This is a genomic window from Dysgonomonas reticulitermitis (genome assembly GCF_054601275.1).
Window position 1 is genome coordinate 208,204 of sequence record NZ_BAAHWU010000002.1, and the last position, 13,935, is coordinate 222,138.

The following is a 13,935-nucleotide window of genomic DNA, read 5'->3' on the forward strand; positions in this document are numbered from 1 at the left end:
TTTGATTAATAGCGATTTCTATTATATCCGCCGCTGCTTTCGGTCTTTGGACGTGCTACGCTTACGCCAATAGTCTTTCCTTCAAAATCGGTGTCATGTAATTCCGATATGGCATTTTGCCCTTCGGTATCATTTGGCATTTCTACAAAACCGAATCCGCGAGATCTTCCGCTTTCCCTGTCTGTGATAATCTTTGCAGATTCAACTTCACCATACGCTGCAAATAATTTCTGTAAACTCTCGCTTGTTGTGCTAAAGTTTAGATTTGATACATAAATGTTCATTCTTTTTCTTAAATTAATTATTATTGATTACTGGCCGTCCTTATTGGCAACAGTAATTCTTACGGCATTCATGCCTTTTTGACCACGTTCCAATTCGAATGTCACCATATTTCCTTCTGTAATAGAAGCCGGAGCACCGCTCACATGGAAAAAATATTTATCCGTACTTCCTGTATGTTTTATAAAACCATATCCTTTATCGTGATTAAAATATTCTACACGCCCACTCAATATGGGATCTTCCATATCTTCTTTTCTGGGTGTAGAAACAGCTATACTTTCGATCTTGATTTTTCGTTTATTCGTGAGATCGGGAGGAGTACTGGTTATAACTCCGTTTTCATCTACATAAGCAATCATATCCTCAAAAGAATCGGCTGGATTATTTTTTCTTTCTTCCCGTTTTTGCTGTTTCTCTTTTCTTTTTTGTTGCTTCTTTTTTTCTATTTCTTTTTTATTAAATGTACTCGCCATATTTATTCTTAAAATCTTTATTTTGGATTAAAGGGTATGTTTTTTCTGACTTGATCCTATTCGCCCCGCAAATATTCAGGACAGGTTCTTATATCTTCGATTTATGCAACTTTATATATTTCTCCACGCGGGCATCTATCTCTTCCTGTGATAAATGAGCCGGGAGTTCAATTGTAGTCCTGTCACTAATTGCGACATGAATAACATTTCCGGCACGCTCCTTTGCATTTTTCAACACCGACTCGGCTTGTTGTGTTGCCGAAGTTCTTTCAGAACGGGTTATTTCGCCTTCTTTTCTATTTAGGGAAGAACTTTGTTTTGCTACCATTTTTGTTTTGTTTTAATCTGTCTTTTCTATTTTTACAAATACGAAAGAGTTGTTCAATGTTATCTTTTCATCTATTTTTCAGAAACCATATCCTTATATATTTTAGCAATCCGGAATAACCGGGATGACCGGTCATTCTCTGTTATAGCCGGATAATCTTTGAGTATAGTGATAACCTTCTTTCTCAATAATACCAACAGTAATAAATCAGAAGAATTTTGATCTATTGTTATATTTATATTTTTACGTGCCATATACTTCGTCAGTTTATCATATTCATATTTTGCGACAGCAATCAGTGTTTCATCTTTATCGAGAAGCTCTGAAATGATTATTTCAGGAGAATCCAGTTTCAGATTTAAAAACTCATCATATAACAGCCCCGCATTATTCGCAAATAGTTCCCCAAGATTCAGAAGTTCTCCCATCCTCACGGCAAAATCATGTACATCGATGAACTCTCCTTCCTGAAGTTTCAACCTTTCGTTTGTGGCTTCCAATAACCGTCGAATAGTTATATCTCCCGATTTTGTTATGAGTCCTAACTGATCGATCAAAATCTTTTCATCTTTCGATAAATTTCCTGTTCGTGGCTTATATTGCAAGTCATGTTCAATTTCATTATATACATGCGACAACAGGCTGCAAACCTGAATTTCGCATGTTGTATTTTTTAAATTGAAATTGTCTGTCAGATATTCGGAAGGTAAAGCTACCTGACAGTGAGTCGCTTTATAATATTTACCATCATTTCCATTTCTATCTTTAAGTTCAATCCTGATTTTATCATTACCCTTTCCTATGAAAATGCGTAGAATTTCCTCTACAACTTTCGGTCTGTCTGTTTCCTGATAAGTTATAATACGAACGCCGGCAAGGTCACTAATTCCTTCAAAAACACTGTTTACTGATTCATATTTTATGCTTTTCCTTAGTTTCTCGGCAAGGCTTGTCGGGCTTTTTACCCGGTGTTGAACAGTAGCCCTGACCGTCAGATTCTTTTCGACTATGATCTGGCATATATCAAAAACTATATCGGCCAGCTTTTTATAACGATCATATTCCCTGATGTATCTTTTGACGGTTTCTTCTATCAAATTATCATCCATGAGATAGAACTATTGCTGATAATGCTACTTTTTCGGCTAGAGCAAATTCTTCTTTCAATTTGCACACAACTTCTTTAACGCTACTTATTTTCTGAGCCAGGTGAGCATTTATTCCGGCAAAAGCATACCCTTTTTTCATATCGCCTTTCGCCGCATTGAATAATGCCTTCATTATACAATAGGGGCTCTTGGTATAGTCACAGGTTTTTATACAATGTACAGGACAGGTCTTAGGAACTTCTAATCCTTCGGCAACACGTTTGAGAAATTCTCCTTTAATGGCACGCCCCGGCATTCCTACCGGACTGTTGATTATCATTAAGTCGTCTTCTTTAGCTGTAAGATAGATCTGCTTGAAGGCTTCTGAAACATCGCATTCGTCTGTAGTAACAAATATTGTTCCCATTTGTACAGCTGATGCACCCATTTCTATAAAACGATACATATCTCCTCCTGAGGATATCCCTCCTGCTGCAATAACCGAGATCGTTTTTATTTCTTCGTATGAAGCTACCGTTTTTATAACTTCTGGAATTATTTGTTCCAGAGAATACAGGTTATCATCAATTTGCTCTTTTTTGAATCCTAAATGCCCTCCTGCTTTCGGGCCTTCTACAACTATCGCATCAGGCAAATAACTGTAGTTATTATACCATTTCTCACAAATTATTTTTGCGGCACGGGCTGAGGAAACAATAGGCACTAATTTAGTTTTGCTATCGGCAGTTTTATACGATGGTAAATCCAACGGAAGTCCTGCACCTGCAAATATTATATCTGCTTTTTCTTCGATGGCGGTACGCGCCATATCTGCAAAATTAGATAAGGCTACCATTATATTGACGCCAATTATACCTTTTGTCTTTTCTCTGGCTAAACGCAATTCTTCTTTCAGTCCCCAAATACTACTCTTTATGAAATTTCCGTGACCTTTATGAATGAGACCTAAACCTGCACATGATATAACACCTATACCTCCCTCATTGGCTACCGCCGATGCTAAGCCGGATAAAGACACTCCTACACCCATTCCGCCTTGGACAACCGGAAGTTTAACTTCCAGATTCCCTATAAAAAATGATTTCATCTTATTTATAAAAATGTGTTACGACAAAAGCATTACACATTCTCGTAACTGATTAATAGCATAAACAAGAAAGTTGATTTTGTTGTCGATTTTGACGATGGGAAGATCCGCAAACCAGCGCGGAGCAAAACATTGTGAAGATAGATACAATAAAAACTAGATTGCTCAATGTGTGAAGATACGGAAATAAATCGACTTATTTGTTGTTTTACAATATTTTATCCAAAACGGCCTCTATGAATGGAATCCCGATAATTATCTCCAACCAGATTGAATACTCCACTCAATCCGCTTTTTCCTGCAAACTGTTTAGCCATCTATACATCATTGTTCGGCATCATAATACCCAAAGTCATATCTCCTTCTATAACCGAACGGGCGGCAATAAAGGAGACGAAAAGGGAGGTAGTCTGGCTGAAAAAGACCGAGCCTATTTGCTGGTACTGCCCTAAGGCTTTTTGAATGTTGGTTTACAGTAAGCGTTCGGTATTATCCATACCGGTTTTTGCACAGAATACAGAAGAAAACAGTCCTGTAATAGAAAAACAGGCACAGGAGATCCCTGAGCCGGACGGGATCAGAACGGGAATCAGTCCCTCCAGCGGAGACTTATATTACGGACTTACACGCAAGATCATGTATGACCGGATGATTCCGCCACACGGCATCGAGGTCACTTTTGACAAGACCGTACACCTGATATTCCCCGCCCCGATTGTTTATGTGGATCTGGGTTCTGCCAATATCGTAGCCGGAAAAGCGGACGGAGTGGATAATATCCTGCGTGTGAAAGCAGCAATCCGGGATTTCTCCACTGAAACGAATTTCTCGGTAGTCACCGATGAAGGAAGTTTTTATTCGTTCAACGTCAAATATGCCGATGAACCCCAGAAGCTGAATATCGAACTCAAAGACTTTACCCATGACGGGGAAGCGGTCAACCGTCCGAATAATTCGCTGGATATCTACCTGACTGAATTGGGTAAAGAAACTCCTAAACTGGTCAGGCTGATCATGAAGTCCATTTATGACAATGATAAGCGCATTTATAAGCATATCGGCAGCAAAAAATTCGGTATCCAATTCCTGTTAAAAGGTATTTATGCTTATGACGGTATGTTGTATTTGCATACCCAGATAAAGAATTCCACGAATGTACCCTATGATATCGATTTTATCCGCCTGAAGATTGTAGATAAGAAAGTGGCCAAACGCACTGCCGTACAGGAAACGCTTGCTGTCCCGGTCCGTGCCCATAACTATGTGACGCGTGTAAACGGGCAGGCTGTAGAACGAACCGTACTGGCTATTGAAAAGATTACCATACCTAACGGAAAGCAGCTCGTATTCGACCTCTATGAACAAAACGGAGGCAGAAACCAGTCCTTTGTCATAGAAAATGAAGATCTGGTCAGAGCCGAACGTATCAACGAATTAAAAATAAGATAAGCCATGAGAATCAGTATATTAATTACAGTAATGTGCCTTGCCCTTTTCGGGCAGGCACATGCCCAACGTTACCTTCCGGGTATGAAAGGCATACAGGTCACAGCAGGGGCAGTCGATGGCTTTAAATTAAGCAGACAGGATGGGCAGGCATTCTCTCTGGGTGCAGCACTGGCGACTTATACCAAGAGCGGCAACAGATGGGTATTCGGAGGGGAATATTTACAGAAGAACCATCGGTATGGGGATATGTATATTCCTGTATCACAGTTTACCGGGGAAGCTGGGCACTATTTCAATTTCCTTTCCGATAAGTCCAAAACATTCTTCTTATCGTTTGGCGTATCGCTTCTGGGTGGTTACGAAACGATTAATTGGGGGAAAGAACTGTTGAAGGATGGTACGACCATACAGAATGAGGATAATTTCTTATATGGAGGTGCTCTCACGCTTGAATCGGAAACTTACCTGACAGACAGGCTTGTATTAATTGTCGGAGCACGGGAACGTTTCCTGCCGTCATCTTCTGTTTCTGATTTTCATTTCCAGTTCAACGTGGGAGTAAAGTTCATTATCAATTAGCGCTTAGAAATTTAATAACAAAAAATATGAGAAAAATAGCATCATATATAATATACACGATACTGATTGCATGTATCGCATGTGCCTGTAGCAGCGATCTTGATCTTAAGCAGTCTTATGAATTCAAGGTTACTCACCTTCCTGTGCCCCAAAAACTCAAAGTAGGTGAAACAGCCGAAATCCGGTGCCAGATAGAGCGTAGCGGGTATTACCAAAATACAACCTATAAACTCCGGTACTTCCTTGCTGATGGCAAGGGTACGTTAAGCCTTGACGATGGAACCATATTCCTGCCAAACGATTATTATGAACTGGACAGGGAAACATTCAGGCTGTACTTCACCTCCGGATCAGACGAACAGAGCAACGTTGACACATATTTCTTTGACAGCGAGGGAAATAGTTTCACGCTCCGGTTCAGTTTTAATAATGACAATTCGGAGGAGGAACAGCCATGATGACAATAATGATCGTATCGTATATCCTCAATTGGATATTTATAATTTATTCACTGGCAACTGCGAAAACGGATGCAGAACTGTGGAACGAAGAAATAGAATAAGAATATATTAAAAATCAAAAATTAAAAAATTATGTTATCAGATTTTTTTAGAATAAACCTTCCATATGGTCTATCCCGTAATGAGAACGGGGAATGGATGGCTTTCAACAGGGAGTATAAATCGTTGGGCTTCAATACGACGGAAACATCGACAGATGCCCGTACACTGAAAGGAAACAGCAGGGAACTGCCCTTGTTCTCTTTATTCTTCGGCTTAACAAACCGTTTCATCCAGGAAATAACGGAATATGACGAGAGCGCTGTCAACAGGGATGAACAAGGCAATATCCATCGCTTCTGGCTTTATAACGACAGTACCAATCCGATGAACCAGCCGGATAAAGATAATGAATATTGGAGTATCTACTGGAAGAAGCTGGAAAAGATAGCCCGGTTGAATGTGCATCATAACACCAGATGGTAATACGGGTTTCCTTACCGCACTTTTACAGGTACCGGGCAAAAATACATTTGTTTATTTTTGCCCGGCTGCCCATGCGGTTCAAGGGAAAATAAGTTTTTACTTTGAGATCCGTTATTCAAAAAACTTTAAATTAATTATCTATGTCGGTTGAAAATCCGAAAAACGGGAATGACGGTTGCACCTTAATACCTCCTTTCATCTTGCGAAATTTTGCCCACCAAAATACAGCAAGACACAAATCAATGGTTGTTGAATCGAAAGCATAAACATTTCCACCAAGTTTGAAGATATCTGTAGTGCGCTTTTGCCTGGCTTCGTTTACCAAATAGTAAGCATACTCTTCAAAAATGTGATAGTCTCTATCCCCGTTGGCTCTTGCTAAGGATGATTTTGAAACATTCTTACCCATTTCCTAAGTGATAACATTTGGAGTGGTGAGCATCAAGAGCAACAACCAGATCTCGCAGACTTACACGATTGGAGAGTTGACCGAACATCAAAGCAAGCAGTTGATTCCAACAGGTGAAGTGTTTCACGTATTTATCACCATTATACTTGGCTACAATACGATTGAACTTACTTCGATTCAGGAACGAAGTCAATTGAGCGAAAACATATTTATCTTGGAACATATGCAATCAGATTAATCTGTTGCAAAGCTACCAATTCAAGTTCGTTCGCTCGAAAAACCTCTGTAACTAACTAAATATCAAATATTTCAAAGAACTATTTTAGATTTTAATGGGACAGTAATGTAGTAAAATCAAAAAAATGGAAACCGCGGCCCAATAATCCGGCTACATTCTTAGGAGTCGGATAGATTACAGGCGAATGAAATTCATTGTCTAAAAAAACAGTATTTTTGAGGACAACATCCTGAATATTCATCAATATAACGTAATTTTGGAAACGAAATCACAATCAAATTATAATATGTCAAAACAGTTCGGAAAAACATGGTGGGGGCAGCAATGGCTCAATTCATTAGCTCATATCGACTACGACAACCGCTTGCCAAGAGGTAGTTCCTATGCCAGAAAAGGAGCCGTAGAGCAATTAACTATCGAAGGAAATATGATACATGCAAAGGTGGCAGGAAGTCGTCCCAGACCCTATGACGTGACAATAGTGATACCCCCTTTTTTTGAGAAAGAAACCAGAGACCTGATTGGCGGTATAGCAAAAAAGCCTGTAATCATATCTAAACTATTAAATAGGGAACTTGAGCCCGAAGTGCTGGCAATAGCCGAAAGTAAGGGGCTGAAAGTATTTCCTCGACAATGGACCGATTTCAAGATGGTGTGCAATTGCCCCGACTGGGCTGTGCCATGCAAACATTTGGCCGCTGTTGTCTATAAAGTAAGTGCCGAAATAGATAACAACCCTTTCCTGGTGTTTCAGTTGCACAATGTGGATCTTATCGCAGAGCTGGAAAAAGAAAATATCTATATTCGACCCGAAAACACCAAAGTACTATCCTTCAAGGAACTGCTTAGTATTGCAAGCGAAAAGAAGAGTAAAACGACAGTTGGCGAAAAATCTCAAACAGCTGTCCATAATGATCATCGGTCGCTTAATTACGTATCACTACAATCCATCAGCGATTCCCTCATACAGTTACTGGCAGATTCTCCCGCATTCTACCAAAACGGAGGAAATTTTAAGGACAAATATGCCGTCCTGCTGATAAGAGCAGAACGCAACGCACTACGCGTACTGAAAGGGAAAACAACTTTAGAAAATTTTTTATCCAATTTTTTTTCTAAGAGAAAACCGTCAGACACAAGTTTTGCATTAAGCAAACATACTGAGCTGAAGATTCAGATAGATGCAAACAATCTTGTGGAAATACAAGTAGACAGCAAGGCTTCGGGTCTGACTCTTAAACAATTGATAGATTCATTGTGGCAAATACCAACCAATCTGATGGATGATTACCAATCTTCAGTGATAGCATTGCGAACTCTTTTGCAACTGAGTGTAAATCTGATAGCCACAGGAGCTGTTATTCCACAGATAATACAACTCGAAAATAAAATATATCAGGTGCGATGGCTGCCGGCTACCATAAGCAAAGACGTAAAATTACTATTGGAGCAAACACAACGTATTTTGGCAAATACACTTGATGCAGCACATCATGAAATTTCTATAAATTATACAATCAATCTGATCTCCCCTTTCCTTTCAACGTTGATAGAATTACTGGCTGAGAACAAAGCGAAAGACATTTTTTTGAATTTGTTCTTCGATGGTTCAACGTATCCGTTTCAAGACCCGGGTGAAAAAGCACTTCCTGGCGGGATCAATTCTTGGTTGCAACGCTACTATATTGCCCAGAGTGATCATAAACCCGCTATCATTGTGGACGAATTAAATGACCATTCGTTTCGCCTGAATATAGAAATAGAGAAGCACGGGATTAACAAAAAACTCCCCCTGCGAGATATTTTAACTCAAAAGCAACATGAGAAAATCCGCTTCGACGCATTGCAATCGCTGGCACATCTCAGCTCTTTTATCCCCAATATTGACGAATATATCAACAATGAAGGACAATCGGATATAATTCTTGACAATAGAGATTTTGCGCCTTTTCTGATACAAATTATTCCAGCCTTACACCTCTTGGATATTAACATATTGTTGCCGAAATCCTTGCAAGAGATATTGAAACCAAAAGCCAGTGTACGCATCAAATCGAAACCCAAAAACGAAAAAGGATTTATGCGTTTGGATAATCTGCTCGACTATAACTGGCAGGTAGCCATTGGAGACACGCTCATGGACGAAGAAGAGTTTGGCCGGTTAGTTCAAAAAAGTGATGGGCTTATCAAGTATAAGGCAAATTATATCTATGTATCGCCTGGCGATTTAGAAAAATTACACAAACATTTCTCCTCTACTAAGAACCTCTCACCACTCGAAATGCTCCGTATTGCACTCAGCAACGAGTACAATGGGGCAAGAGTATCTCTAAGCGACGAAGTTAAAGAACTTATACGCGAACTGACAGAGCAGCCTTCAGTTCCACTCCCTCCGGGACTCAACGCGACTCTGCGTCCTTATCAGCAACGAGGCTTCGCATGGATGTATCGCAATTCGCAAATTGGCTTTGGCTGTGTAATCGCCGACGATATGGGACTAGGTAAAACTTTGCAAGTGATAGCAACTCTCCTGAAATACAAAGACGAAGGTGTGTTAGATAAAGAAAAAGCGTTGGTGGTAGCTCCCACAGGACTATTGACTAACTGGATAGCAGAATTTGAGAAGTTTGCACCATCTATGAATGTGCAGTTGTATCACGGCATAGGGCGGCAATTAGATAAAAAAGATAAATTCGATGTTCTACTAACCTCCTATGGCATAGCACGCAGTGATGCTGCCATGTTGAAGAAAATGAAATGGCAGGCAATTATCATCGATGAAGCCCAAAATATAAAGAATCAAGACACGGCTCAAAGTAAAGCCATCAAAAGCATTGGGGCGAACACCTTTATAGCTATGAGCGGTACGCCTGTCGAAAACCGCCTTAGCGAGTTATGGAGCATAATGGACTTTGCAAACAAAGGACTGCTGGGTAACCTGTCTGAGTTTCGGGAAGTGTATGGCAACCCTATACAAAACCAAAATGACATAGATGCTGCCAATAAACTCAAATTGGTGACAAGTCCGTTCATGATGCGCAGACTCAAATCGGATAAAACAATAATTGGCGACTTGCCCGACAAAATAGAAATCGACAGCTACGGATACTTGGTTAAAGAGCAGGCAAGCCTCTACCACAAGACCTTGCAGGAGGCAATGAATACCATAGAAGGGATGGACGCGACAGATCATAAATCATTATTTATCAGACAAGGGCTTGTGCTGCAAATGATATTGGCTCTGAAGCAAATTTGCAATCACCCCACACAATTTCTCAAAAACAAAGTGCTGGATGCTTCCCTATCGGGCAAGGTCGATTTATTGTTCGAAAAGCTTGACTCAATCTTAGAGGCGAAAGAGAAGGTGCTCATTTTCACTCAATTTACAGAGATGGGAAATATGCTTCAAAAATTTATTGAAGAACGATACAACGAAACACCGATGTTCTATCATGGAGGATGCACATTGAAGCAACGTAAAGAAATGGTTGATAGGTTCCAGAACAATCGTGTCGATAAGATATTTATTCTTTCGCTAAAAGCTGCCGGAACGGGGTTAAATCTTACGGCCGCCAATCATGTGATTCACTACGATTTGTGGTGGAACCCGGCGGTAGAGGCACAAGCTACCGACAGGGCGTACCGTATAGGACAGAAAAGCAATGTAATGGTGCATCGCTTTATAACCAAAGGTACATTCGAAGAGAGAATCAACGAAATGATACAGAACAAAAAAGCGCTGGCTGATATGACAGTGGCTACGGGTGAAAACTGGATAGGAAACCTTAATAATAACGAATTGAGAGACTTATTCGAATTGAAATAGTTCATTTGTAAGTGAGAAACTGTTTAAATTTTATACGAATATTTTATTATTTAAACAGGTTCTAATATATTTTTCCTTATTCTTGTTATTTTTTGGGTATCTTTCGCTGTATATACTCTGGGGGTTCCTGTTTCTTAACTCTCGGGTCGCTCCACGATTCTTTAAATACTTACGTGACAGGATGCAGTAAATATTTACAGCAATGTAAAAAAAGGACGGTGTCATTCCTTTCGTCCATTTACGGGCGGTATCCGGAAAGCGGTTTAACGCCCGAAGTCTTTTGTGTGGATGATGAAATACCTACTGACCGGTAGGAATATCCTGTCACTTTACCTCCTCATTCACATATACATTCTGATACTTGTTTTGGTAAGCCGGCATCCGCCTGTACGTTTTGTCCAAATCCCTGTCGATAAGCACATACTTGCAGTTATCGATAGTATCCGCGCCGGTGTACCCGACCCGGCTGGTACGGATCAGCCGTTCATTGGGAACCGGCATGTCCGGGTTCTTCCTTAACTGCCGGAAGGCGAACTGCACCTTTCCGTAGTGGGACGCGTAAAAACAGGAATCCGCGTCGCGTAAGACGAAATCCGCCATTTCATCCAAGGGATAGTCATAAGGCAGGTATGCCCTGACTTTACTGTTGAAATGGAAGCAGCAGGCCAGTTGGACGATAACCATCAGACAGATTAAAACCCGCAGGTTTAGTTTACCGATATATTTCTCAAAGGAGATACCGGTAATAAATACGAGTATGAACCCGTAATAGGAAAAGGTACGGAAAAAAGGGATGACCGAATGTACGGTCAGCAGGAATACCGGTGCCAACAGCCAGATAGCCGTCATAGACAACCGCCGCTTATCTTTGCTTATAACCGGCATTATCAGAGACAAGACCAATACGGATAGTACAACATACCACTCCACACCGGAAATATCACGTAGCACCGTTCCTAAAAAGGGAAACAATTCCTTCAGTACCGCAAGCCTGTATCTGGGTGTAACATAGCCGTTATTACCTATGGATGCGAAGCCCTCCAGCAGGATGACCGGGCTGTACAACAGCAGGACGGCCACCGAGATGAATGCTCTGGACAGCAATTGCCGTTTAACGCCCTTAGGGTAAAAAATGAGCAGCATCACATTCAGCGTAACAAAGGGGTACAGGAACGAAGGCATCGCATAAAAGCCCAGGATACTGCTTACGAAAAAAAACAGCCAGTATTTCTTCCTGTTGCCGTCGTGGATGATGTTATATGCCGCATAAAGGGCGATGATTAGAAAAAGCAGGACAAGGTAGTATCCCCTCGATGAGAAGCCGTAAAACAGGGACATAAATATCACCGGGTACAGACCGGTGACAAAAAGGGCGGTATTGGTTTTGTAGTAACGTTTTAGAAACGACCACGAAACCAGCCATGTCAGCAATGATAACAGGATAACAGGTATCCTTACCTTCACCAGGAGGTCTGTATAAGGCAGCATCGTGCTAAAATGCAGGATATGGTTGTTGGATTCCGGGTAATGCATCATGCAATAGTATGGCGGCCTGGCTGCAAAGCTCATATAGGTGACGGCCAATGTCGTCAACTTAAGGGAAAAACATCAAAAAGCCATTGACAAATCATCGAAACTAATTACATTAAGACATCACCCAAAATGTAATTAAAAAGATGGAAAGATCAATGACCGAATCAAATGTAAAAATAATACATGAGTTGAATTTTTTTTTTAGAAGATATAAGCAACGATGCGCAGAAAAGGAACAAGTATACTATTTCGGCTAAGGCCTTTATCCGTAAGCGGCAATTGAGTTTTCAAATGATAGTCCTTTTACTGATAAATGCACTAAAACGAAGTTTGAGTATAGAATTAATGTCATTTTTTGAATATTTTCCTCAGTAAAGTTGGAACGGCTTGCTATAAAGGATGCTTATGAGCGGCAACTGTCGGAAAAAGATGCAATAATCGCAAAAAAAGATGCAAGGATAGGTAACCTGGAAAAACAGGTATGCGAACTCCAACGTCAACTATACGGAAAAAAATCCGAACGATTTATTAAATCCGATGCCCATGACCGCCGGCTTGACTTCGAAGGTTTTGATATACTGCCGGGTGAAGCGCAAGCAGCCCAAGCTGCCGAAAAAGAAATAAAAGCAGCCCGGGCAGCTATAACGGCCCGCCGGGTGGCCAATAAGAAACAGCCTGTGCGCAAGCCCCTGCCTGCTGAACTTCCCCGTGAAGAAGTCCACATCTATCCTCAAGGCTATAATGAAGGGGAATGGACGCTGCTTCCCGGAGAAGAGGTGACGGAACTCCTGATGCATGAACCCGGTAAGTTCTATGTGAAGCGGATCATACGCCATACAGCGAAGCGGAAAGATACAAAAGAAATAAAAACCGGTGTGATGCCGGTTCTGCCGATAGCCAAAAGCTATGCTTCCTCCTGCCTGCCGGCAGACCTGACTGTGGGCAAATATGTTGACCATCTGCCGAATACGCTCTCAAACAGATCCGGCTCCTTTACGATGTGGAAAGGCAAGCAGATGACGCGAACCTTAGCCATCAAGCACGGGCGGAACTCCGCTCGCGCCTTGCCTACCCTATACTTGTGCGATTCGAGAAATGGCTCGTAGCCGAATATCCGAAGGTGTTAAAGACAAGTCCTATCGGCAAAGCTATAAAATACGTATATCAACGGTTCGGCAAGCTGTCCAGGTATCACCTTGACGGCAGGTACAGGCCCGATAATAATTTAGCCGAAAACTCCATACGTCCTGTAGCCGTTGGTCGCCGTAACTACCTGTTCTGTGGAAATGATGACGCCGCAGAAGACGCTGCTGTTATCTACTCGTTTATGGGTTGCTGCAAAGCCACCGGAGTAGACTTCCGCACATGGCTCATTTACTTCCTGGATCATGTCCATGATTATGACAATGACTACACAAAAGACCTGGCAGAATTATTACCCGAGAACCTGAAAACTGTCAACCGTCTGTAAAACCAGCCTCCAAAACCTGGTTACTGGCTAAAATACACAAAAAACCGGCTTGGAAACCCTAAAACATGCTTTGTTTACCGTGTACCAGGCTAAAATAACCGAATAACTAGCTCTATGCCTTGTATAGTGTATGGTACGGAATCTGCTTCCATATATTTTTTT

At 41.1% G+C, this 13,935-nt stretch carries 11 protein-coding genes and 2 pseudogenes; 6 read left to right on the top strand and 7 right to left on the bottom strand.

The features are described 5' to 3' along the window. Positions 1–5: 5 nt before the first annotated feature. The 5 genes from ACYPZI_RS01930 to ACYPZI_RS01950 form a co-directional block, all read right to left on the bottom strand. Positions 6–284, bottom strand: a complete 279-nt coding sequence (locus ACYPZI_RS01930; protein WP_459598058.1) for an RNA recognition motif domain-containing protein — start codon at positions 282–284, stop codon at positions 6–8. Positions 285–311: 27 nt separating this feature from the next. Further along, positions 312–758 (bottom strand): cold-shock protein, encoded by a 447-nt coding sequence (locus tag ACYPZI_RS01935; protein ID WP_459598060.1) that lies wholly within the window; start codon positions 756–758, stop codon positions 312–314. 88 nt (positions 759–846) lie between these two features. After that, positions 847–1,086: a hypothetical protein gene (locus tag ACYPZI_RS01940; RefSeq protein ID WP_459598062.1), complete on the bottom strand. Its 240-nt coding sequence runs from the start codon at positions 1,084–1,086 to the stop codon at positions 847–849. Positions 1,087–1,157: 71 nt separating this feature from the next. Continuing rightward, positions 1,158–2,195 carry a GTP pyrophosphokinase gene (locus tag ACYPZI_RS01945; RefSeq protein ID WP_459598064.1) on the bottom strand — a complete coding sequence of 346 codons (1,038 nt, stop codon included), beginning with the start codon at positions 2,193–2,195 and terminating at the stop codon, positions 1,158–1,160. Further along, entirely contained in the window at positions 2,188–3,282 is a 1,095-nt protein-coding gene (locus tag ACYPZI_RS01950; RefSeq protein ID WP_459598066.1) for an NAD(P)H-dependent flavin oxidoreductase, read from the bottom strand. Before ACYPZI_RS01950 ends, ACYPZI_RS01945 begins: the two co-directional genes overlap by 8 nt. A 462-nt stretch (positions 3,283–3,744) precedes the next feature. On the opposite strand from ACYPZI_RS01950, the gene traN reads away from it, so the two are divergent. From traN to ACYPZI_RS01970, 4 genes are all read left to right on the top strand, one after another. After that, positions 3,745–4,731: a conjugative transposon protein TraN gene (traN, locus tag ACYPZI_RS01955; RefSeq protein ID WP_459598068.1), complete on the top strand. Its 987-nt coding sequence runs from the start codon at positions 3,745–3,747 to the stop codon at positions 4,729–4,731. 3 nt (positions 4,732–4,734) lie between these two features. Continuing rightward, the gene (locus ACYPZI_RS01960) at positions 4,735–5,310 is read left to right on the top strand and encodes a conjugal transfer protein TraO (protein ID WP_459598070.1); all 576 of its coding nucleotides are present in this window, start codon (positions 4,735–4,737) and stop codon (positions 5,308–5,310) included. A gap of 26 nt (positions 5,311–5,336) precedes the next feature. Beyond that, a complete protein-coding gene (locus ACYPZI_RS01965; RefSeq protein ID WP_459598072.1) occupies positions 5,337–5,768 on the top strand; it encodes a TraQ conjugal transfer family protein in 432 nt (143 codons plus the stop codon). Positions 5,769–5,903: 135 nt separating this feature from the next. Further along, positions 5,904–6,296: a hypothetical protein gene (locus ACYPZI_RS01970; RefSeq protein WP_459598074.1), complete on the top strand. Its 393-nt coding sequence runs from the start codon at positions 5,904–5,906 to the stop codon at positions 6,294–6,296. 181 nt (positions 6,297–6,477) lie between these two features. Here the strand turns inward: ACYPZI_RS01970 and ACYPZI_RS01975 are convergent. After that, positions 6,478–6,928, bottom strand: a pseudogene (locus ACYPZI_RS01975) (DUF4372 domain-containing protein); the annotation flags it as partial. 301 nt (positions 6,929–7,229) lie between these two features. On the opposite strand from ACYPZI_RS01975, the gene ACYPZI_RS01980 reads away from it, so the two are divergent. Then, the gene (locus ACYPZI_RS01980; RefSeq protein WP_459598076.1) at positions 7,230–10,769 is read left to right on the top strand and encodes an SNF2-related protein; all 3,540 of its coding nucleotides are present in this window, start codon (positions 7,230–7,232) and stop codon (positions 10,767–10,769) included. A gap of 324 nt (positions 10,770–11,093) precedes the next feature. Here ACYPZI_RS01980 and ACYPZI_RS01985 read toward each other — a convergent pair whose 3' ends face one another. Beyond that, a complete protein-coding gene (locus ACYPZI_RS01985) occupies positions 11,094–12,338 on the bottom strand; it encodes a hypothetical protein (protein ID WP_459598078.1) in 1,245 nt (414 codons plus the stop codon). Positions 12,339–12,790: 452 nt separating this feature from the next. Here ACYPZI_RS01985 and ACYPZI_RS01990 point away from each other — a divergent pair. Then, positions 12,791–13,773: pseudogene (locus tag ACYPZI_RS01990) on the top strand (IS66 family transposase); the annotation flags it as partial. Between the last annotated feature and the right edge of the window lie 162 nt (positions 13,774–13,935).

Excerpts from the sequence above, each read along its gene's own strand:
- ACYPZI_RS01980 (WP_459598076.1), top strand. The coding sequence starts at position 7,230 with ATGTCAAAACAGTTCGGAAAAACATGGTGGGGGCAGCAATGGCTCAAT.
- ACYPZI_RS01945 (WP_459598064.1), bottom strand. The coding sequence starts at position 2,195 with ATGGATGATAATTTGATAGAAGAAACCGTCAAAAGATACATCAGGGAA.
- ACYPZI_RS01985 (WP_459598078.1), bottom strand. The coding sequence starts at position 12,338 with ATGAGCTTTGCAGCCAGGCCGCCATACTATTGCATGATGCATTACCCG.
- ACYPZI_RS01950 (WP_459598066.1), bottom strand. The coding sequence starts at position 3,282 with ATGAAATCATTTTTTATAGGGAATCTGGAAGTTAAACTTCCGGTTGTC.
- ACYPZI_RS01935 (WP_459598060.1), bottom strand. The coding sequence starts at position 758 with ATGGCGAGTACATTTAATAAAAAAGAAATAGAAAAAAAGAAGCAACAA.
- ACYPZI_RS01960 (WP_459598070.1), top strand. The coding sequence starts at position 4,735 with ATGAGAATCAGTATATTAATTACAGTAATGTGCCTTGCCCTTTTCGGG.
- ACYPZI_RS01940 (WP_459598062.1), bottom strand. The coding sequence starts at position 1,086 with ATGGTAGCAAAACAAAGTTCTTCCCTAAATAGAAAAGAAGGCGAAATA.
- ACYPZI_RS01970 (WP_459598074.1), top strand. The coding sequence starts at position 5,904 with ATGTTATCAGATTTTTTTAGAATAAACCTTCCATATGGTCTATCCCGT.
- traN (WP_459598068.1), top strand. The coding sequence starts at position 3,745 with ATGTTGGTTTACAGTAAGCGTTCGGTATTATCCATACCGGTTTTTGCA.
- ACYPZI_RS01965 (WP_459598072.1), top strand. The coding sequence starts at position 5,337 with ATGAGAAAAATAGCATCATATATAATATACACGATACTGATTGCATGT.
- ACYPZI_RS01930 (WP_459598058.1), bottom strand. The coding sequence starts at position 284 with ATGAACATTTATGTATCAAATCTAAACTTTAGCACAACAAGCGAGAGT.